The organism is Streptococcus penaeicida (genome assembly GCF_002887775.1).
Taxonomy (GTDB): Bacteria; Bacillota; Bacilli; order Lactobacillales; family Streptococcaceae; genus Streptococcus; species Streptococcus penaeicida.
The window spans coordinates 15,214-37,253 of record NZ_LOCM01000030.1 but is presented as its reverse complement, the minus strand read 5'-3'; the positions used below and the strand labels follow the sequence as shown (position 1 = coordinate 37,253).

General features: G+C 40.4%; 9 protein-coding genes and 5 pseudogenes. 2 read left to right on the top strand and 12 right to left on the bottom strand.

What is annotated here, in order from left to right:
• Window positions 1-28: 28 nt before the first annotated feature.
• The 4 genes and pseudogenes from AT575_RS08075 to pbp1b all read right to left on the bottom strand — a co-directional run bounded on the left by AT575_RS08075 (window position 29) and on the right by pbp1b (window position 10,394).
• Window positions 29-394, bottom strand: coding sequence for a DUF1033 family protein (locus AT575_RS08075; RefSeq protein WP_102777903.1), 366 nt, complete (start codon window positions 392-394; stop codon window positions 29-31).
• 124 nt (window positions 395-518) lie between these two features.
• Window positions 519-4,159 (bottom strand): annotated as a pseudogene (gene rpoC, locus AT575_RS08070) (DNA-directed RNA polymerase subunit beta').
• Between the two features lie 92 nt (window positions 4,160-4,251).
• The gene (gene rpoB, locus AT575_RS08065; protein ID WP_102777902.1) at window positions 4,252-7,818 is read right to left on the bottom strand and encodes a DNA-directed RNA polymerase subunit beta; all 3,567 of its coding nucleotides are present in this window, start codon (window positions 7,816-7,818) and stop codon (window positions 4,252-4,254) included.
• 263 nt (window positions 7,819-8,081) lie between these two features.
• Window positions 8,082-10,394, bottom strand: coding sequence for a penicillin-binding protein PBP1B (pbp1b, locus tag AT575_RS08060; RefSeq protein WP_102777901.1), 2,313 nt, complete (start codon window positions 10,392-10,394; stop codon window positions 8,082-8,084).
• Between the two features lie 93 nt (window positions 10,395-10,487).
• Here pbp1b and tyrS point away from each other — a divergent pair.
• Window positions 10,488-11,746, top strand: a pseudogene (tyrS, locus tag AT575_RS08055) (tyrosine--tRNA ligase).
• 124 nt (window positions 11,747-11,870) lie between these two features.
• Here the strand turns inward: tyrS and AT575_RS08050 are convergent.
• From AT575_RS08050 to ispE, 4 genes are read right to left on the bottom strand one after another with little or no spacing between them, the layout of a single operon-like run.
• Window positions 11,871-12,683 (bottom strand): metal ABC transporter permease, encoded by an 813-nt coding sequence (locus tag AT575_RS08050; protein ID WP_102777900.1) that lies wholly within the window; start codon window positions 12,681-12,683, stop codon window positions 11,871-11,873.
• Window positions 12,676-13,386, bottom strand: a complete 711-nt coding sequence (locus AT575_RS08045; RefSeq protein WP_102777899.1) for a metal ABC transporter ATP-binding protein — start codon at window positions 13,384-13,386, stop codon at window positions 12,676-12,678. Before AT575_RS08045 ends, AT575_RS08050 begins: the two co-directional genes overlap by 8 nt.
• A 4-nt stretch (window positions 13,387-13,390) precedes the next feature.
• Window positions 13,391-13,834, bottom strand: a complete 444-nt coding sequence (locus AT575_RS08040) for a zinc-dependent MarR family transcriptional regulator (RefSeq protein ID WP_102777898.1) — start codon at window positions 13,832-13,834, stop codon at window positions 13,391-13,393.
• 60 nt (window positions 13,835-13,894) lie between these two features.
• On the bottom strand, window positions 13,895-14,707 hold the full coding sequence (gene ispE, locus AT575_RS08035; protein WP_425444830.1) for a 4-(cytidine 5'-diphospho)-2-C-methyl-D-erythritol kinase: 813 nt from the start codon (window positions 14,705-14,707) through the stop codon (window positions 13,895-13,897).
• Between the two features lie 237 nt (window positions 14,708-14,944).
• Between ispE and AT575_RS08030 the strand changes: the two genes are divergently transcribed.
• A complete protein-coding gene (locus tag AT575_RS08030; protein WP_102777896.1) occupies window positions 14,945-15,925 on the top strand; it encodes a polyprenyl synthetase family protein in 981 nt (326 codons plus the stop codon).
• Between the two features lie 213 nt (window positions 15,926-16,138).
• Here the strand turns inward: AT575_RS08030 and cydC are convergent.
• The 4 genes and pseudogenes from cydC to AT575_RS08010 all read right to left on the bottom strand — a co-directional run bounded on the left by cydC (window position 16,139) and on the right by AT575_RS08010 (window position 22,038).
• Window positions 16,139-17,883, bottom strand: a pseudogene (gene cydC / locus AT575_RS08025) (thiol reductant ABC exporter subunit CydC).
• Window positions 17,876-19,593 (bottom strand): annotated as a pseudogene (gene cydD, locus AT575_RS08020) (thiol reductant ABC exporter subunit CydD). Before cydD ends, cydC begins: the two co-directional pseudogenes overlap by 8 nt.
• Window positions 19,593-20,611, bottom strand: a pseudogene (gene cydB, locus AT575_RS08015) (cytochrome d ubiquinol oxidase subunit II). Before cydB ends, cydD begins: the two co-directional pseudogenes overlap by 1 nt.
• Complete coding sequence (locus AT575_RS08010) at window positions 20,611-22,038, bottom strand: cytochrome ubiquinol oxidase subunit I (protein WP_102777895.1); 1,428 nt, start codon at window positions 22,036-22,038, stop codon at window positions 20,611-20,613. The pseudogene cydB and the gene AT575_RS08010 overlap by 1 nt, the downstream one beginning before the upstream one ends.
• Window positions 22,039-22,040 lie beyond the last annotated feature (2 nt).

The following is a 22,040-nucleotide window of genomic DNA, read 5'->3' as shown; positions in this document are numbered from 1 at the left end:
AGACAAGTTTTCTCAAAAACTTGTCTTTTTATAAATTAATTTTACAGGTATATGGTGCTTTAGGAATATCATTTCTTGTTTCAAAGGATTCTAGGTAATTTTCCATTGGGATAATATCTTTATCTTTTAACAGCAAAATAGAATGGTATTGTTGCAAATCGTCTCCACAATCTTCGCACCATCTTTTATCTGATTTAGTCCAGAATGTCGCCAACAAATTTTTTTGACTGTGATAACTCGGATAGTCATTTTTTAATTGTTGCCATTCTTTTTTATAAAAACTTAGAGCATCTTGCCAATTTTCAAAAGCTTGCTCTTCAACGATATCGTCTTGCCAGCCTTCAATAAACCACCAAGGCTCCCAATCGCCATACATTTTAATTACCTGATACATATGATATTTTCCTTTTCTTAAGCCTATTATATACAAAAGCTTTGCCATTTAAAAAATATCTGCTCACGAAACTTAACTAGTTAATTTTTAGTTCTAAAAAAAGAAGGAGCTGAGCTCCTTCTTCTTATTCTGCATCTGTAACAGATACGGTTTCTTCTGTAAGTTGTGGTTCTTCGATGATTTCCACTTCATTGATTGCTTGTGGCTCGATATTACGGTAACGGGCCATACCAGTACCAGCTGGGATGATTTTACCGATAATAACATTTTCTTTAAGGCCAAGCAAGTGGTCTTTCTTACCACGAATAGCAGCATCTGTAAGGACACGAGTTGTTTCCTGGAAGGATGCGGCTGACAAGAATGAATTGGTTTCAAGGGATGCTTTTGTAATCCCCATAAGAACTGGACGAGAAGTTGCTGGAATACCACCAGAAATAACAATATCTTTGTTAGCTTCTGTGAAGTCTGCAATATCAAGAAGAGTTCCTGGAAGAAGTTCAGTATCTCCTGGATCCATAACACGAACTTTGCGAAGCATTTGGCGAACCATCACCTCAACGTGTTTATCACCGATTTCTACCCCTTGGCTACGGTAAACTTTTTGTACTTCAGCCAATAGATAAGTTTCTACTGAGAGGGTATCACGAACTTCAAGCAAACGTTTAGGTTGGATAGATCCTTCTGTTAATGAAGCACCACGGTTAACTTCGTCACCAATTTCAACTTTCATACGAGCTGTAAATGGAACAACGTATTCACCGTTACCAGTTTTACCTTCAACATACACCTTCTTAGTACGAGTTGCTGCATCTTCTTCGATGTCAACGACTTTACCTTTAACTTCAGTGATAACAGCTTCCCCTTTAGGGTTACGTGCTTCAAAGATTTCTTGGATACGAGGAAGACCTTGAGTGATATCGGTATTTGACGCAACACCACCGGTATGGAAGGTACGCATTGTAAGCTGAGTACCAGGTTCACCGATAGATTGAGCGGCGATAGTACCTACTGCTTCACCAACTTCAACAGCATCACCTGTTGCCAAGTTGATACCATAACAGTGACGGCAGACACCATGACGAGTCGCACAAGTGAAGACTGAACGGATTGTAACTTCTTCAACGCCAGCTTCAACAATCTTACGAGCCATATCTTCTGAAATCAATTGGTCAGCACCAATGAGGACTTCACCAGTTTCAGGATGTTTAACTGATTTACGTGTGTAACGACCTTGAAGACGTTCTTCAAGTGTTTCAGTAACTTCTTTACCATCAGTGATAGCTTTGATAAGAAGTCCACGGTCAGTTCCACAATCATCTTCACGGATGATAACATCTTGGGCAACGTCAACCAAACGACGAGTCAAGTAACCTGAGTCGCAGTCTTAAGGGCGGTATCGGTCATACCTTTACGAGCTCCATGGGTTGAGAAGAACATTTCCAATACGGTCAAACCTTCACGGAAGTTTGAAAGGATTGGTAATTCCATGATACGTCCGTTAGGAGCGGCCATCAAACCACGCATACCGGCAAGCTGTGAGAAGTTGGAGATATTACCACGGGCACCTGAGTCCATCATCATAACGATTGGGTTCTTAGGATCTTGTGTTTCAATCAGACGTTTTTCAAGAGCTTCCTTAGCTTCACGCCATGTTGTTGTAACAGCAACATAACGGTCATCTTCAGTCATCAAACCACGACGGAAGGCTTTATTAATGTCTTCAACACGGTGGTGAGCTGCTTCAATGATTTCTGCTTTGTTATCAATAACTGGGATATCGGCAATACCCACTGTTAAACCAGCAAGTGTTGAATGATAGTATCCTAAGTCTTTCAAACGGTCAAGGAAGGCAGATGTTTCAGTTGTACGGAAACGTTTGAAGGTTTCAGCAATGATATTACCAAGATTTTTCTTTTTGAATGGTACATTGGTTTCAAGAGTATCAATCACATCTTGAATTTCTTGTCCTGGTTCAAGGAAGTATTTATCTGGAGTACCTTCTGTTAAGTTAGCATTGTTTGGTTCTTGCAAATATGGAAGATCCTCAGGCATGATTGCATTGAATAAAATCTTACCAACTGTGGTAACCATGATTTTATGTCTTTGACTATCTTTCCAAGGTTTATTCGGCATACTATCAACAGCTATACCAACACGACTATGTAAATGAGCGTAGCCATTTTGATACGCCATAACCGCTTCATCAATATCCTTGAAGACCATACCTTCGCCTTCACGCCCTGCATCTTCCATAGTTAGGTAATAGTTCCCCAAAACCATGTCCTGAGAAGGGGTAACGACTGGTTTACCGTCTTTCGGATTTAGGATGTGCTCTGCTGCAAGCATTAACAAACGTGCTTCAGCTTGTGCTTCTTCAGATAATGGTACGTGGATGGCCATTTGGTCCCCATCAAAATCGGCATTGTAGGCTTCACACACAAGTGGGTGAAGACGGAGTGCTTTACCATCGATAAGAACTGGTTCAAAGGCCTGGATACCAAGTCTGTGAAGGGTCGGTGCGCGGTTAAGAAGAACTGGGTGTTCTTTGATAACCTCTTCTAAGATATCCCAAATACGTTCATCTCCACGTTCAACCATACGTTTAGCTGCTTTTACGTTACCAGCATATTCTTTGGCAACAATTTCACGCATAACAAATGGTTTGAAGAGTTCGATAGCCATTTCACGTGGCACACCACATTGGTACATTTTAAGGGTTGGACCAACGGCGATAACGGAACGACCTGAGAAGTCGACACGTTTACCAAGCAAGTTTTGACGGAAACGACCTTGTTTACCTTTAAGCATGTGACTTAAAGATTTTAATGGACGGCTTCCTGGTCCAGTAATTGGACGACCACGACGACCGTTATCGATTAAAGCATCAACGGCTTCTTGAAGCATCCGTTTTTCATTTTGAACAATGATTCCAGGAGCATTCAATTCTAATAAGCGCGCAAGACGGTTGTTACGGTTGATAACACGACGATATAAGTCATTCAAATCAGATGCGGCAAAACGGCCACCATCCAATTGAACCATCGGACGTAAATCTGGTGGGATAACTGGTAAGATGTTAAGAACCATCCATTCAGGTTTATTTCCAGATTTGTTAAAGGCATCAAGAACGTCTAAACGACGAACAGCTTTAATCCGTTTTTGTCCAGTTGCTGATTTGAGTTCTTCTTTTAACTCAGCAATTTCTGCTGGTAAATCAACACGTTTCAAGAGATCTTGAATCGCTTCAGCTCCCATTTTTGCGATGAATGAACCATAACCATATTCTTGAACTTTTTCACGGTATTCACGTTCTGTTAAAAGTGATTTAGGCTCAAGCGGTGTATCCATTGGATCAATAACAACATAAGCTGCGAAGTAGATTACTTCTTCTAAAGCACGAGGGCTCATATCAAGGGTAAGACCCATACGTGATGGAATACCTTTAAAATACCAGATGTGTGATACAGGAGCTTTCAACTCGATATGTCCCATACGTTCACGACGAACTTTAGCACGAGTAACTTCTACCCCACATCGGTCACAAACAATCCCTTTATAACGGATACGTTTGTATTTACCACACGCACATTCCCAATCTTTTGTAGGTCCAAAGATGACTTCATCAAAGAGACCTTCACGTTCAGGTTTTAATGTACGGTAGTTGATTGTTTCAGGTTTTTTAACTTCACCATAAGACCATGAACGGACTTTACTTGGTGAGGCTAATGTGATTTGCATACTTTTAAAACGATTTACGTCAACCACTAGTTTTACCTTTCTTCGATTTATGACTAAACCAGCTGCTAGGGCCAAGGCCCTAGGCTCGTTTATTTATTTCGTAAACTTGTTAAATAAGTTTAGTTTTCATCAGTTTGTTCAGAAACTACAGGAGCTTCTTGAGCTTGTTTTTCACGCGCTTTTTCAAGATCATCAACGTGCATCACGTCGTCATCTTCACCTTCATCAAGATCACGAAGTTCAACTTCATTGTCATCTTCATCAAGAACGCGCATGTCTAATCCAAGTGATTGCAATTCTTTAACAAGAACGCGGAATGATTCAGGAACACCTGGTTTTGGAATTGGTTTACCTTTAGTGATTGCTTCATAAGCTTTCAAACGTCCAGTAACGTCATCTGACTTGTAAGTCAAGATTTCTTGAAGAACATTTGATGCACCGTAAGCCTCTAGGGCCCAAACTTCCATCTCACCAAAACGTTGTCCACCAAATTGTGCTTTACCACCAAGAGGTTGTTGGGTAACAAGTGAGTAAGGTCCGACTGAACGGGCATGAAGTTTATCATCAACCATGTGGTGAAGTTTAATCATGTACATGACACCAACAGAGACACGGTTATCAAACGGTTCACCTGTACGTCCGTCATAAAGAACAGTCTTCGCATCAGAATCCATACCAGCTTCAGCTACTGTTTCCCAAAGGTCTTCAGCACTTGCTCCGTCAAAGACTGGCGTTGCAATGTGAATACCAAGGTTACGGGCAGCCATACCTAAGTGAAGCTCCATAACTTGTCCGATATTCATACGTGAAGGTACCCCAAGTGGGTTCAACATGATATCAACCGGTGTACCATCTGGTAAGTAAGGCATGTCTTCAACAGGAACGATACGAGAAACAACCCCTTTGTTACCGTGACGACCGGCCATTTTATCACCGACTTTAATTTTACGTTTTTGAGCGATGTAAACACGGACAAGCATGTTAACACCAGATTGTAATTCATCACCGTTTGCACGTGTAAAGATTTTAACATCACGAACGATACCATCACCACCGTGAGGAACACGAAGAGATGTATCACGCACTTCACGAGACTTGTCTCCAAAGATGGCATGGAGTAAACGTTCCTCAGCAGAAAGGTCTTTTTCACCCTTAGGTGTCACTTTACCTACTAAGATATCACCTTCTTTAACTTCAGCACCAATACGGATGATACCCATTTCATCTAAATCTTTAAGGGCTTCTTCACCAACATTAGGTACTTCACGAGTGATTTCTTCAGGCCCAAGCTTTGTATCACGTGTTTCTGATTCAAATTCTTCTAGGTGAACTGATGTATAAACATCTTCTTTTACAAGACGCTCACTCATGATAACCGCATCCTCAAAGTTGTAACCTTCCCAAGTCATGTAAGCAACGACTGGGTTTTGACCAAGAGCCATCTCACCATTTTCCATAGATGGTCCATCAGCGATGAAATCACCTTTTTCAATGATGTCACCAACTTTAACAAGAGTGCGTTGGTTGTAAGCTGTACCAGAGTTTGAACGGCGGAATTTAGTCACATGGTAAACATCAAGTGAGCCATCCTCACGACGAACTTCAACTTTTTCAGCATCAGAGAAGACAACTTTACCGTCATGTTGAGCGATAACAGCAGCTCCTGAGTCATGCGCTGCTTGATATTCCATACCAGTACCAACAAATGGTGCTTTTGGATCAATCAATGGAACAGCCTGACGTTGCATGTTGGCACCCATAAGGGCCCGGTTGGAGTCATCGTTTTCTAAGAAAGGAATACATGCAGTCGCAACGGCAACTACTTGTTTAGGAGATACGTCTACAAAATCAACTGTGTTAGCAGCAAATTCTTGGTTATTACCTTGGTGACGACCCATGACGATTTCTTCAGCAAAAGTACCATCTTCATTTAATTTAGAATTAGCCTGTGCTACTGTAAATTCATCTTCTTCGTCTGCTGTTAACCAAACAATTTCATTTGTAACAATGCCATTTGCACGATCAACTTTACGGTACGGTGTTTGAATAAAACCATATTTATTTAAATGTCCAAAAGAAGACAAGTTGTTGATCAATCCGATATTTGGTCCCTCAGGAGTTTCAATTGGACACATACGGCCATAATGAGTATAATGCACGTCACGAACTTCGTAACCAGCACGGTCACGAGTCAAACCACCAGGTCCTAAGGCTGAAAGACGACGTTTATGTGATAATTCAGATAGAGGATTATGTTGGTCCATGAACTGTGACAACTGTGAAGAACCAAAGAATTCTTTAACAGCTGCAGTAACAGGACGGATATTGATGATTTGTTGTGGTGTTAGAACTTCATTGTCTTGAACAGACATTCTTTCACGGACATTACGTTCCATACGTGCCAAACCAATACGGAATTGGTTAGCTAACAATTCACCAACGGCACGGATACGACGATTTCCTAAATGGTCGATATCGTCTACTTTACCAATGCCTTCTGAAAGGTTCAAGAAGTATGACATTTCAGCTAAGATATCAGCTGGAGTCAAGGCACGAACACGATCACTTGGATTAGCATTTCCGACAATTGTAACCACTTTATCAGGATCTAAAGGCGAAACAACTTTGAATTTTTGTAAAACAACTGGCTCTGTAACAACAGCGTAGTCATTTGGTGTATAGACAAATTTGTTCAAATCACCATCAAGATGTGCTTCAATTGACTCAATCACATCACGTGTCATTTCAGTTCCAGCTTCAACTAAGATTTCTCCAGTTTCACCGTCAACTAAATTTTCAGCAATGACTTGGTTCAAAAGACGAGTCTTAATGTTTAATTTTTTGTTGATTTTGTAACGACCAACAGCTGCTAAATCATAACGACGAGCATCGAAGAAACGAGCAATTAAGAGGCTACGAGAGCTATCAGCAGTTTTTGGTTCACCTGGTCTTAAGCGTTCATAGATTTCTTTAAGAGCTTCATCTGTACGAGAATCATTTGGATTCTTGTGGATATCTTTTTCAATTGTATTGCGAACAAGATCGCTATCACCAAAGATATCAACAATCTCATCATCACCAGAAAATCCTAAAGCACGAACAAGTGTTGTGAATGGAATTTTACGAGTACGGTCAATACGAGTGTAAGCAATATCTTTAGCGTCAGTTTCTAATTCTAACCATGCGCCACGGTTAGGAATAACTGTTGAACCATATCCAATTTTACCGTTCTTATCAACTTTATCATTAAAGTAGACACCTGGAGACCGTACTAACTGTGAAACGATAATACGTTCACCACCATTGATGATAAAAGTACCCATTTCAGTCATGATTGGGAAATCACCAAAGAAGACTTCTTGCGTTTTAATTTCGCCTGTTTCTTTGTTAACCAAACGGAAGGTTACAAAAATTGGGGCAGAATAACTTGCATCGTGAATGCGAGCTTCTTCTAAGGTGTATTTTGGTTCTTTGAATTCATAACCAACAAACTCAAGTTCCATAGTATCTGTAAAGTTTGAGATAGGAAGTACATCTTCAAAGACTTCCTTCAAGCCAGCATCTAAGAATTCTTGGAATGAGTCAGTTTGAATTTCAATTAAATTTGGTAAATCAAGAACTTCTTTGATTCTTGAAAAGCTACGACGTGTACGGTGTTTTCCGTATCGAACTTCATGTCCTGCCAAGTTTTTAGCTCCTTTTTCTTTTTCGCATTTGCTGTAACAGCAAATAAGTCAATAATATCATTTGTCCTAAATGTGAATTTTTAGAATCTTTAAATATAGGTAACAATTCACCAAAAAGATCAAAAATAGGCACAAAAAGAGCAGCTAAATCTGACTGAATCAGTTTGATTTAACTGCTGTTCTTCCTAGTTGGACAATATTTCAACTAGATTGGACGACAAATAGTTATCAATATTATACACTATTTTTTATGAAAAATCAAGCTATCTTTTCTTGACGAAGAAACTAGACCAGGCTTTTTGATAGTCACTATCGGTACCACCAATCGCAAATTTATAGGTCATTTGTCCTGCGCCATTTTTAGCCCAGTAACTTGTTGTTGTCGGTCCGCCAACTGTGATTTTGCGTCCATTAACCGTTACAACCCCCGCTTGCAATCCCGTTTGTTTTAAGACATTGGATTTAATAACCCCTTTATCTAATGTAAAGCGATCACGAATACCAAATAAGTTAGGATCAGCATTGTGAATAGCATTGGCTAGATTAGCCATATAATTAGAATTATTATTGTAGCCGGTCATTGGTGCTAGCGAGTTGTTATTATCGTGACCAGCCCAGCCACCTAAGGTTACCTTCGGTGTAGCAAGCATTAACCAAACATCAGAATAATTTTCGGTCGTACCGGTTTTCCCAATCCAATCAGCCCTAGCTAATGAAGGATTCAAGGAACTTAAGCGAGATTTAAAGGTTGTTGTACTTCCAGAGTCAATCGGACCACGAAGGAGGTTTTGCAATATCGTCGCAGCTGGTGCTGAGAAGATTTGCTCACCTTTATCCTCATGTTTATATACCACTGTTCCATCACTAGCTGTAATGGTGTTAACCATATATTGCTTGTGGAATTTACCATCATTAGCAAGCATTTGATAAGCGTTTGTTTGAGTCGCTACAGAAACATCAATACCACCACCAAGCGGTAAACTTTCAATGGAATAGTCATCAATCATATAGCCCATCTTAGACATATAGCCCTCAACATCAACACCATTGTCTCTAAGCATCTTCTGCGTCCAAAAGGCAGGGATATTCCAAGACGTGTTTAAAGCTTCTTGTAAAGGCATCATAGCTGTTCCTTCACTGTCCACGTGCATGATTTTTTGACCACTTGAATAAGTTGTTGGATAGTTAGAAAGAACACTAGCACTTCCCATCAAACCTTGGTCAATGGCCGGTCCATAGGCAATGATTGGTTTAATACTAGAACCAGGGGATCTTGCTGTATCAAAAGCATGGTTATTCTGGTTCATATTGTAGTCACGACCACCTATGAAACCAATGATTGCCCCAGTCGCATTATCAGTCAAGACATTCCCCATCTGAACCATTCCAGTCCCATCATCCAGCAAGCTACCAAAACGATTCGCAGCATCTTGCATAGCTGAGTAAACCTTTTTATTAATAGTGGTCGTAACAGTATAACCACCCTGTTGCAACTCTTGAGTCGCTAAAGCCTCATAAGAAGCCTTCGTCTCATCATTTTTCAAATCACGCGCCGAAATATTATCACGCTTAACTAAGTAGGTAAACATAGCCTTCTTAGCTTCAGCCATAGCCGCGTAATAGAGGTAGTCATGTTTATTAACCGTTACGTTTTCTGGTTTGATGAAATCCTTGCTAATGTCATATGATTTGTAGGAATCAAAATCCTTCTTAGACAGTTTCCCAGTACGATACATATTGTAAAGAACACTATGTTGACGCTTAATACCAAGTTGCATGTCTTCAGCCGATTTCAACTGACCAGTTGACATGTAGGGAGAATAAGCAATAGGACTCTGAGGAAGCCCCGCCAAGAAAGCTGCTTGTGGAACTGTAAGATCCTTAGCCGAAACCCCAAAAATACCACGGGCTGCCTCTTCTATCCCCGCAATATTTTGACCTTTATTATTTCGCCCAAAAGGAGAAACGTTGAGATAGTCCGAAAGAATATCATCCTTAGAAACATACCGCTCTAAAGCTAAAGCATAAATAATTTCACGCGATTTCCGCTTAAAGGTTGGATCATCACCCAAAACTTGTTGCTTAATCAACTGTTGCGTCAAGGTTGAACCACCACTTGATTCCCCCAAGCCAAGAACAGAGGTTAAAGTTGCCCTAAAAACAGCTTTGGGAACCACACCTTTATGCTCTTTAAAGTTTTCATCCTCAGTGGAAATAATAGCTATTTTGACATTTTCTGAAATATCCTTGTTTTCAACCGGAGTCCGCAACAAATCGGTATCGATCGGCGAAATAATACTATTATCAGAATAATTCAATTGTGAAATACGGCTAATAGACTTGACCTGTTTGACCAAACTTTCCTTACTTGGCACTTTCACAGAGTCAATCTGACTAGCAAGATAACCAAAGGCAATCCCCGTTCCTAGCATAAATCCTAAGAAGATGACCACGTAGAAAAAATTGGATACTAATTTTAACGTTCGTAGAGCAATGGCACCAAAATCCAACCATTCTAATTGGTGGCCATTCTCCTTTTTTGTCTTTTTTTTATCGTTCAATGTAAAATACCTCATTTTCTATTATACCAAACTTTGATTAAGCTTGCATAGGACTAGCTATTTTTGATATAATGATTCGTAAAACTATACAGAAAACGGAGAAAGCCTATGAACATTTTTGAAGAACTCAAAGCTCGTGGCTTGGTCTTTCAAACGACCGACGAAGAAGCCCTTGTCAAAGCACTAACAGAAGGGCGAGTATCCTATTATACAGCTATGACCCAACAGCCGACAGCTTACACTTGGGGCACCTCGTTGCCATCTTAACTTCTCGTCGTCTTCAATTGGCTGGCCACAAACCATTTGCTCTTGTTGGAGGGGCAACTGGCCTTATCGGAGACCCATCCTTTAAAGATGCCGAAAGAAGCCTCCAAACCAAAGAAACCGTCCAAGACTGGTCAAACAAAATCAAAGGCCAGTTGTCCCAATTCCTTGATTTCGAAAATGGAGATAATAAAGCAGAACTCGTCAATAATTATGACTGGTTCTCCGAAATTTCTTTCATCGACTTTTTAAGAGACGTTGGTAAATATTTCACGGTCAACTACATGATGAGCAAAGAATCTGTTAAAAAACGGATCGAAACAGGAATTTCATACACTGAGTTTGCTTACCAAATCATGCAAGGTTACGACTTCTACAACTTAAATGAACAGCACAACGTCACCCTCCAAATTGGTGGATCTGACCAATGGGGTAACATGACAGCCGGAACTGAGTTACTTCGCCGTAAAGCTGATAAAACCGGACACGTTATGACAGTCCCATTAATCACAGATGCCAGCGGTAAAAAATTTGGTAAATCAGAAGGTAATGCCGTTTGGTTGGATGCCGATAAAACATCTCCATACGAAATGTACCAATTCTGGCTCAACGTTATGGATGAAGACGCTGTACGCTTCTTAAAAATCTTTACTTTCCTCTCCCTGGACGAAATTGCTGAGATTGAAAAAGCATTTGACGCAGCCCGTCATGAACGCCTGGCTCAAAAAACTTTGGCTCGCGAAGTGGTAACCCTTGTTCACGGTGAGGAAGCCTATCAAGAAGCACTCAAAATCACTGAACAACTCTTTGCCGGCAACATCCAAGAATTGTCAGCCAAAGAATTAAAACAAGGCTTGAGCAATGTGCCAAATGTCAAACTTGAAGCAGATGTTGACCGAAATATTGTTGACATTCTTGTTTCAGCTAAAATCTCACCATCAAAACGTCAGGCCCGTGAAGATATCCAAAATGGAGCAATCTATATCAATGGCCAACGTATTCAAGACTTAGACTATGTTTTAAGTGACGCTGATAAAATTGATAATGAGTTAACTGTTGTTCGTCGTGGTAAGAAAAAATACTTTGTCCTCACTTACGCATAAAACATTTAAAACTTGTGCTTAAGACCTAGTCACCAAAAGACAAACTCCTTTTAGAGTTTGTCTTTTTTATTGCTTAAATATCATATTTAAGCAATAAAAAATCAGACATAAGCCTGATTTTGCATTAACGTTTACGCGCAAGGGCGTTGAAAAGATTTACTACAATAAAAATTGAAATAAAGATCAGGGTAATAGTGGCACTGGCCGGTGTTTCCCAGAAATAAGAAAGGAAAATACCTGATAACATCCCCACAAACCCAATAGCAATCCCAATAAAAATAACAGACGTAAAATTTTTACCAATCCGCATAGCAATACTTGCCGGTAAAACCATGATGGTTGAAACCAATAAGGCTCCCGCAGCTGGTATCGTTAAGGCAATGGCAATTCCTGTTACAATATTAAAGAGAATGGACATGAGACGAACCGGTAAGCCATCAACAAAGGCTGTATCCTCATCAAAGGTTAAAATGTACATTGGTCTGATAAAGAAGAGGGTCAACAGTAAGATAATAGCAGCAATGACAAACAAGGCTATGACCTGCTCCATACCAATCGTAATGATGGAACCAAAGAGATATTGTTCCAAGCTGACATTGGAATTACCACCAGACTTACTCATAATGACTAAGGAAATGGCCAAACCAGCTGACATGAGGATAGCTGTTGAAATTTCCATGTAGTGTTTATAGACAACCCGTAAATACTCTAAGAAGATTGCGGCAAGACCAACAACAATGACAGTTGTCCAAGTAGGATTGATGCCTAAAACAACACCTAAAGCAACCCCTGCCAAGGAAACGTGACTCAAGGTATCGCTCATCAAACTTTGACGTCTCAAAATTAAGAAGATACCTAAAATTGGTGCAAAAATACTGATTGCAATAACCGCCATAACAGCTCTTTGCATAAAGTCATATTGTAAAATATCAAGCATGGTTTACCTCCTCTGGCTGGTCGTCGCTATGGATATTGAAACAACGCCAAGGTAAACTTTCATTGCGAACTAAGTGAATATTGCGGTCGGCATAATCTTTGACTTCTTCTGGATCATGAGTGATCATTAAGACAGCCTTACCATGTTGATGGGCACTATGGTGCATCAATTGATAGAAGGTTTCTGTAGTCCCACTATCCATCCCTGTCGTTGGTTCATCTAAGACAAAGATATCTGGGTCAGAGGCAAACATACGGGCGATAACAACCCTCTGTTTTTGACCACCAGAAAGGCTACCGATGCGTTTATGACGACTGTCCCACATGCCAACAGATTCCAATGAGGCTTGAATATGTTCCTCATCATGTTTGGTCAAACGACGGAACCAACCATTTCTTGGATAGCGTCCAGATTTAACAAACTCATAAACCGTTGAAGGAAAACCAGCATTGAAACTAGCTACTTGTTGCGGTAGGTAAGCAATGCGCAATTTCTTACCATGCTGATTCTGTTTTGCGAAGCTAACTTGCCCCACTTTTGGTTTGAGGATGCCAAGTGTTGCCTTTACTAAGGTCGACTTAGCTGCTCCATTTTCACCCGTCAGGGTGACAAATTCGCCACTATCCAAATGATAATTGACACCTTCTAAAACAGTCTCAGTCTCATATTGGAAGGACAGGTTTTCAACGGTTAAGTATCTCAATCTCTTACCTTTCTAACTCATCAGAGAAAACGGTCAAGAATTTCTCAATGACCTCAGTCTCTTCTTTGGAAAAATGTCCAAGCAGACGGGCGTAGACATTTAGGGTTTCATCATGGTGATGGGTGTGTTCTTGGGCGATTGGCTTAGCTAAATCGGTCAATTCAAAATAAGTCACACGCGCATCAACGGCATCTTTTGTCGCCGCCAACATATCTTGTTTAATCAAACTCTTAATAGCTTTGGTTACAGCCGCTTGGCTAATGTTTAAGATTCTCGCCAATTCAGTGTTGGTTAATTTATCCTGTGACAAAAGCATCAAAATGTGCTCTTGAGTGTTGGTTAATTTGACATCACTTTGGCAGGCCCCAAACAAGAGTTCATGTTGATTCTCAGCCTTTAACAAAATTTGATTTACTACAGTATCAATCTTCTTTTCTAACGTTCCCATAATTTTCCCTCTTTTTCTTAACCAGTTAATTATAACAGAAAGGTAACAAAGAATCAAACCCTATAGGGTTCTCACTTTATAGACTTCCTTACAAAAGCCCTTCAAGCTATTAACTACTCGATTGGCTTGTTTTTCACTTTGACAAAGGGCAAAAACACTTGGCCCGCTACCAGTCATCAGAGCTGCGTCAGCTCCACTACTGATCATTTTATCTTTGACTTTTTGAATAAAAGGTTTACGAGCAATGGAGATGTCTTCTAAAGAATTCCCCATAGCTGCCACCATTTCTTGATAATCTTGCTGCTCGATGGTTTCGACAATCTTATCAATATTGACGCGTTTAATGGTTTCTGAATCAACTTCTGGAAAAACCGTTCGGGTTGAAATCCCAAATTCCGGTTTGACCAAAACAACCCATGAGGCTAAGTGACCGTCTATTTTCTCGACAATCTCACCCTTACCTGAAATGCGGGAACAGCCAGCTTCAATACAGTAGGGGACATCACTCCCAATAGTCATCCCAATCTCAAGCATCTCTTGCTTGCTCATGTGCAAATCCCATAATTGATTAAGAGCTCTAATGGTCGCTGCTGCATCACTAGAGCCACCACCCATACCTGCACAAATGGGAATTTTCTTAGTCAGAAAGAGTGACACTCCAGATTGAATACCATACTTACTTTTAATGAGCTGGGCAGCCTTGTAAACATCGTTTTTAGCATTGACCGGCATTTTGGGACAGTCCGAGGCGAATTGAATGCAATCATCATCTAAAGGACTGGCACTAATATAATCGCACAAGTCTACCGAAACCATGACCATTTCCAAGTCATGATAACCATCCTGACGCTTGCCTTGAATGTCTAATCCCAAATTAATTTTGGCCGGAGCCTTTCAATAATTGTCGTCATCTTCGTCACCTCTCTCCCAAAAATAATATTTAAAATATACACAATCTTTAAGAAAAATTCAAATAAATCTTATCATACTTCAAATACCTTGACAAGTTTTGACCGCTTGCCTAACAAGGACTTCTCTAGAAGATTATTCTAGCTTTAAGTGCTTAATTACGGTAAAATAGTAAGGTAATCAATTCAAGGAGAAGCCGAAATGTCAAGCTACTGGAGTAAATATCCGGAAATCGAAAATCAGATCCAAGACGTCTGCCAAATCATCGAAGAACGGGCGCACGTTCGTAATACAGAAATCCAAGAAGCCATCGTTCAACTAACTCAGGCCGGCGGAAAGTATTTACGTCCTGCTTTTTTCTTTTTATTTACCAATTTTGGCCAAAATACAGAAGAAAAATCTGAACAGCTGACTAAAATCGCAGCATCTCTTGAAATCCTGCACATGGCAACTTTAATTCACGACGATGTCATCGACGACTCTCCCCTTAGAAGGGGGCAAAAAACCATCCAAACTAGCTTTGGCAAAGATGTGGCCGTCTATACCGGAGACTTCCTCTTCACCGTCTTCTTCGAATTAATCCTAGAAACCATGCAAAATAGCCCCTTCATGTCTGTCAATGCCAAAGCTATGAAGAAAATCCTAGTGGGCGAACTGGATCAAATGCAGCTCTACTTCAACCAAGACCAGTCTATTAGAGACTACTTACGTTCCATTTCTGGGAAAACCGCAGAGCTCTTTAGGTTAGCTAGTAAAGAAGGTGCCTATTTTGGTGGGGCAAGTCCGGAAGTGGTCAGCAGAGCTGGCAGAATCGGCTATAACATCGGTATGACCTTCCAAATCTTAGATGATATCTTAGACTATACCGCAAAACCAAAAGACTTCAACAAACCCGTCTTAGAGGACATCACCAATGGTGTCTATAGCCTACCACTCTTATTTGCTCTTAAAGAAAACCCGACTGCCTTTAAAGAACTCTTAGACAAAAAAGACAAACTAAGCCCTGAAGAATTAAATCAAATCAGCAAACTTGTTGTCGCTAATCACGGAGTTGAAAAAGCCCAAGACTTAGCCCGTAAATACACGCAAAAAGCTATGGATGACATCCAAAAGCTACCAAAAATCAAGGCTCAAAAACAATTATTGCAATTGACCAATCATCTTTTAAAACGTAAAATCTGAGATAAATCATAAGCACCCGTCTGACAGATGGTTTATTTTTTAACAACACCAAGTGAAAAGGGACTAAATATTACATATAAAAAAAGCACCCCAAAGTTTGATTTTCTAAACTTTAGGGTGCTTTTTCCATGGATTCTGCTAGCGCCAGCCAGAGCTGGACTAATTTGCAGAAGTTTTAATGTTGTCATTTTTTAATCTGTCTGTGTGAATCTTCTATTCTCCATCATCAATAGCTTTTAAGTGACGGTAACGAGGACTTGTAGCTGCTAATTGAGCAGGCGAGCCAGACATTTCAATTTGCCCATCTTCAATAAAGATAACCTGATCAGCATTTTCAATCCCTTTCAAGTGATGGGTAATCCATATAATGGTTTTACCCTGAAGCACAGTCATGAAAGTATCAAGTAAGGTTTTCTCGGTGATAGGATCCAATCCGACAGTTGGCTCATCCAAAAGAACGATTGGCGTGTCCTGCAAGAGAATTCGAGCTAGGGCTAGACGATGGCGTTCACCACCAGAAAAGCGCAGACCAGCCTCATCGACCATGGTATCCAGCCCTTTAGGAAGAGCAGCAACCATGTCTTTGAGACCAACTTGTTCTAGCACGCGCCAAACATCCTCATCGCTAGCCTCTTCATTACCCAGACGGATATTGTTAACTAGACTAGTATTGAAAAGGTAGGGTGCTTGCTGGATAACACCAATATAATCTGAAATGACTTGATTGAGGTCACAAACATCCTGACCGGCCAAAGTAATCTGCCCCTGACTGGGACGCAAATCGCCCCGAAGCAAAGTCGCCAAGGTACTCTTACCAGAACCACTCTTACCCAAAATAGCCAGCTTCTGCCCCTCTTTAATGGTCATATTAATATCCTTAAGCACCTCTTTGGAGTCTTCAGAATAGGCAAATGATAGATGACTAATATCAATATCGAAAGGTCCTTGGGGAATAGGCTGCGGCTCTAGAGACTGCTTAGGATCAGCCAACTGATTTAAGCGACTCAAAGAGTCGGCATAGGCAGATGTTTCCTGGGCTGCGCTTGATAGACCAGCAAAAGCTTCCACCAAGGGGAAAACAGAAAGAACAAAAGCAGCAATCCAGTTGGCGGCACCACCCTTGTGACCTGGGAATTGATAAGAAGCCCAAAAAAGGACGAGAATAGCCAAGAAGCCAAAGGCCAATTCAAAGAGGAGATTGCGACGATTATTAAAAGCACGCATCTCTGCCTGAACCTGAGCTAACTCAGCTTCAGAAGCTTCATGCAATTGCACATAATCCTGACCTCGCTGACTGAAAATCCAATCTGAAATGCCCAAAACATTATCGGTTAAATCCGTATAGAGATGATTTTTGAGGCTTTTTCTCTTTCCTGACGAGCGCCGTTGATGAGAACTGACCATAAAGGAAAAACAAAGACCAAAACACCTAAATAGATCAAGAGAAGTAAGGCAAACCACCAAGAAAAGTAGCCGACACCAATGATAACAAAGGCGTAAAGCAACCAAGCAATAATGGTTGGAAAGATGGTTCTCAAGTAGAGATTCTGGATATGGTTAATGTCTTCAGCTAAGAGCCCCATAATGTCACCTAGACGGTGATGACGTTTTAAGAAGATAGCATCTTCTTCTAAACTATTATAGAGTTTGAGTCTCAGTTTAGAGGTCATCTTCAAAACCCAGTTATGGCTGGTCAAACGCTCTAAATAGCGAAAGACTGGCCGTCCTATCCCAAAAGCTCTGGTTAAAACGATTGGAATGTAGACTAATAGAATATTAGTTGGCAGGGATGCTGATTTAGAAATCAGGAAGCCGGAATTGAACATGAGGGCTGAGGCCGCAAAAAAGGTTAAGAAACCTAGTCCCAAGGCTAATATTAAAGCTTTCCGGTATTTCTTAAAATAAGGTTTGACCCATTGGTCCTTTTCTAGAGCTTTGAATAATGGTATCCTAATCATTTCTACCTCCCATGCATGTTTGAGGTCATATAAATACCCTTTTTTAGCCATTAATTCTTCAAAGGAGCCGACTTCAACCACTTGCCCATGGTCTAAGACAACAATCTGATCCATCTCTTTTAACCAATGCAGACGGTGGGTCGCAAAGATAACCAAACGATCCTGCATAAGGGGTAACATTTCTTCTTTAAGCTCGATTTCCGTTTCTAAATCCAAGTGTGCAGTCGGTTCATCAAAGAGCATGATACGACGATCCTTATCTAGGAAGGCCCGGGCCAAGGCAATCCTTTGGGCCTGACCACCACTGAGGGGTCTTGCTCCGTTACCAATACGTGTTTCGATGCCTTCTGGCAATTCCGCTACTAATTCTTCCAGCCCCACCACTTTGATGGCTTTTTGGATTTGCTCCAAGCTAGCTTCTGGCGTGTAGAAGGCAATGTTTTCGCGCAAGCTCATTTCAAAAACATAAGGCGACTGTGGAATGTAGACTAGCTGTTTGCGCCAGTCTTTTTGATCCAGATGAGGCAAGTCCTGACCGTCAATGGTGAAGGTTCCAGCATCAGGTGCTAAGAATCCACTTAAGAGATTGACTAAGGTTGACTTTCCTGATCCGCTCATTCCCACAAGGGCCACTTTTTGGATACCCGTGAGCTTCAAATCCGGAATTGACATAAAGTCCTGACCGTCATAAGAAAGTGTTAAATCGTGAATCTCAAGTTGGCTTTCCCGATTCCAGGGCTTAATAGCAACTTCTTCTGCCTGATTTTCTGGGCGATTAAGAACTTTTTGGACTGCCGTAAAGGCATTTTTTCCATCCAATGTGGCATGGTAATCACTTGAAAAGTCACGAACAGGAATAAAGTATTCTGGTGCCAAAATGAGGACTGTCAGTGCAGGAAAGAGGATAATTTCTTCATTGATTAAACGCAAACCCAACATGACCGCTACAATAGCAATCGATAGTGTTGTGAAGAAATCTAATGCAAAAGTTGATAAAATTCCAATTCTTAGAGCAGACATGGTTGCTTTTCGGAAAGATTCACTGGTCCTATAGATGCTTTTAGCGTAACGTTTACTAAGTCCGAAAAAGCGCAGGGTATCAATACCACGTAAAGAATCTAAAAAGTGGTTGGATAGGACTTGATAGGAAGCGTACTGCTTGTCTGCGCGTGATTTAGCAGCTAGCCCAAGAATAATCATAAAGAGGATAATAAGAGGATAGACTAATAAGAGGATAATCCCTGAATCAATGTCCATATAGAAAACAAAGGCCAAGATAATCCAAGGAATGACAGATAAATTCATCATCTTATTGAGAACCAAATGCAAGTAGTTTTCAATCAAGCTAATGCCGTCTAAAGCCATGGTAATAACATTACCGGAGCCTTCTTCTTGCACAATCTGTGGTCCCAGTAAGAAGAGTTTAGCTAGCAATTGACTGCGCAGCTCCAAAGCATGTTTGGCCGCAAAACGGTCCAATTGCGAATCTTTGATATAATTAATGAGGTGTCTTGCCAAATAAGCTAAAATGAAATAAAGCATAGAAAGATAGGTCGAAGAAAGTGCCTGGCCTTGCCATAAATTGGTAATTGCCTGGCTTAAGAAGTAGGCTTGACCTATAATAAAGATTGCCTGTAGGAAATCTAATCCTGCAAGCAATCCTAACATTTTATGAATACCTGACAAGCGCATTACCGCTTTATCTAGCATTATTTTTCCCCCGTTACAATAACTGGTTGATTAATACGTTTTCTGAAAATGTAATATGCCCAGGCTGTGTAGGCTAAGACAAATGGCACTAAGGAAATAGCAACAATTGACATAATCTTCAAGGTATAAGGAGATGATGATGCATTTTCAATCAATAAATCATATTTAGATGAGATTGAAGAAATCATAACCCGTGGGAAAAGTCCTTGGAACAAGAGTACAACGACTGAAACAAGGGTTAAACCACTGGCAATAAAAGCAGACATTTCAGCTTTTTTGAAGACTGACACATGTGCGAAAACTGTTAAGCCAACGATAACTACAAGAAGCAATAAAGTTGTGATTAAATGTTTCGCCAAGAAGTCTGTTTGGAAAGCAAGTAAGAGCGCAAAGGCTACCAAGCCAAGGTAGAGAATCCAATAAAGGAGTTGTGCTACATTATTTGCACGGTCTCTAACAGGACCTTCTGTTTTCAAAGCAATATAGTTTAAGCCATGGAGGTAGGCCAATAGTACCATTGCAACACCACCGACGATTGAAAAGATATTGAAGTAATCGCCAAAGTGAGCTGTCATATTGGCTTTCGCGTCGATAGGCATACCTTGAACCAGACTAACAAACATGAGCCGAAGAAAAAGGGAACGATGGTTGAGCCAATGGTTAGAGTCCAATTCCAAATGTTCTTTTGACTAGCAGGCACATTGTGTCTAAATTCAAAAGAAACACCACGAATAATTAAACCAAATAGGATTGTTAAGAGAATTAAGTAGTAACCACTAAATAACGAAGCATACCAGTATGGGAATGATGCAAACATGGCACCACCAGCTGTTAAAAGCCAAACTTCATTACCGTCCCAAACAGGGCCGATTGTCTTAACGATTTGATCTTTTTCTTCTTCGTTATGGGCAAGTGTTTGAACTGCCATTCCAACACCAAAGTCGAAACCTTCTAAGAAAAAGAATCCTGAGAAAAGAAGTCCAATTAAGAAGAACCAGAAAAATTGTAATCCACTCATTAGAATGCTCCTTTCTCAAATGGGTCAATACTTGATTGTTTTAAACCTGCCAAGAGTACTTCTTCATGTTCTGGTCCTTTATTCAATTCACGGATAACCAAGTAAACCATCATGGCACCGAGTCCACTAAAGAGTAAGAAGTAAACAGTATTAGAAACAAGCAGGGATGCTACAGAGACATTTGGTGAAACACTGTCTTTGATTTTAAACAAGCCATAGACTGTCCAAGGATAACGTCCTTGCTCTGTAATAATCCAACCAAATGTATTCGATAAAAATGGTGCAACTGTTGTCAAAGCAACAATGGCTAACATCCATTTATTTTCATAGAGAATTGGTTTTTTCGGACGTGTTAGGAAAAGACCTAAAACAGAGACGCCGAGCATCATCGTTCCAAAAGCTGCCATGGTTCTAAAACCATAGAAGAGTAGGTTAACCATTGGGAAATAGTTATCTTCTCCATATTTAGCCACTAATTCTTTGTTGGCTGTATCCATCCCTTTAACAGAGCCTGAAGGCTTACCGTATGATAAGATACTCAACATGTAAGGAATTTTAACACCAAAGACTTGTTCTTTTTTAGCTTCATTAGCCCAAGCAATAACCGTCCAAGCAGCAGGATCACCAGAGTCTTCATAATCACCTTCCATGGCTGCAAATTTCATAGGCTGATCGTTGATCAAGGCTTTCATTTGCAAGTCTCCGACACCCATTACTGAGATTGAACCAAGAAGGGTTATTAATAAACCTAGACGTAATGATTTCTTATAGATACTTTGAACAGATTCCGTTAATTTTTCTTTGTTAAGCAGTTTAAAAGCTGCCATCCCAGCAATAACGGTTCCACCCATTGTGATGGCTCCAGTGATAACATGACCGAACTCATAATGGAATTGATGGTTATTGATGAGAGCAAAGAAATCCGTCATTTGAGCTCTGCCATTGACCACTTCATAACCAACGGGATGTTGCATAAAGCTATTGGCAATCAAAATCCACATAGCAGACATCATTGATCCAAATACAACTAACCAGATAAAGCTAGCATGTAATTTTTTACTGATTTTTGGATTATCCCAAGTGAACATCCAAAGACCTAGGAAAGTTGATTCCATAAAGAAGGCTAGTAATGCTTCAATGGCCAGTGGAGCTCCAAAAATGTCACCAACAAAACGTGAATAGTCAGACCAGTTCATCCCAAATTGGAATTCTTGGATAATCCCGGTAACAACCCCAACAGCAAAACTGAGGAGCATGATATTGCCCCAAAATTTTGTCATTTTTTTATATTCTTCATTTTTTGTGACTACATACAAGGTTTCCATAATAGCAACAGCAAAACAGGTTCCGATTGTGAAAGGCACAAAGAAGAAATGGAATACTGTTGTCATCGCAAATTGAAACCGTGCTAATGCTTCAATAGTCATAA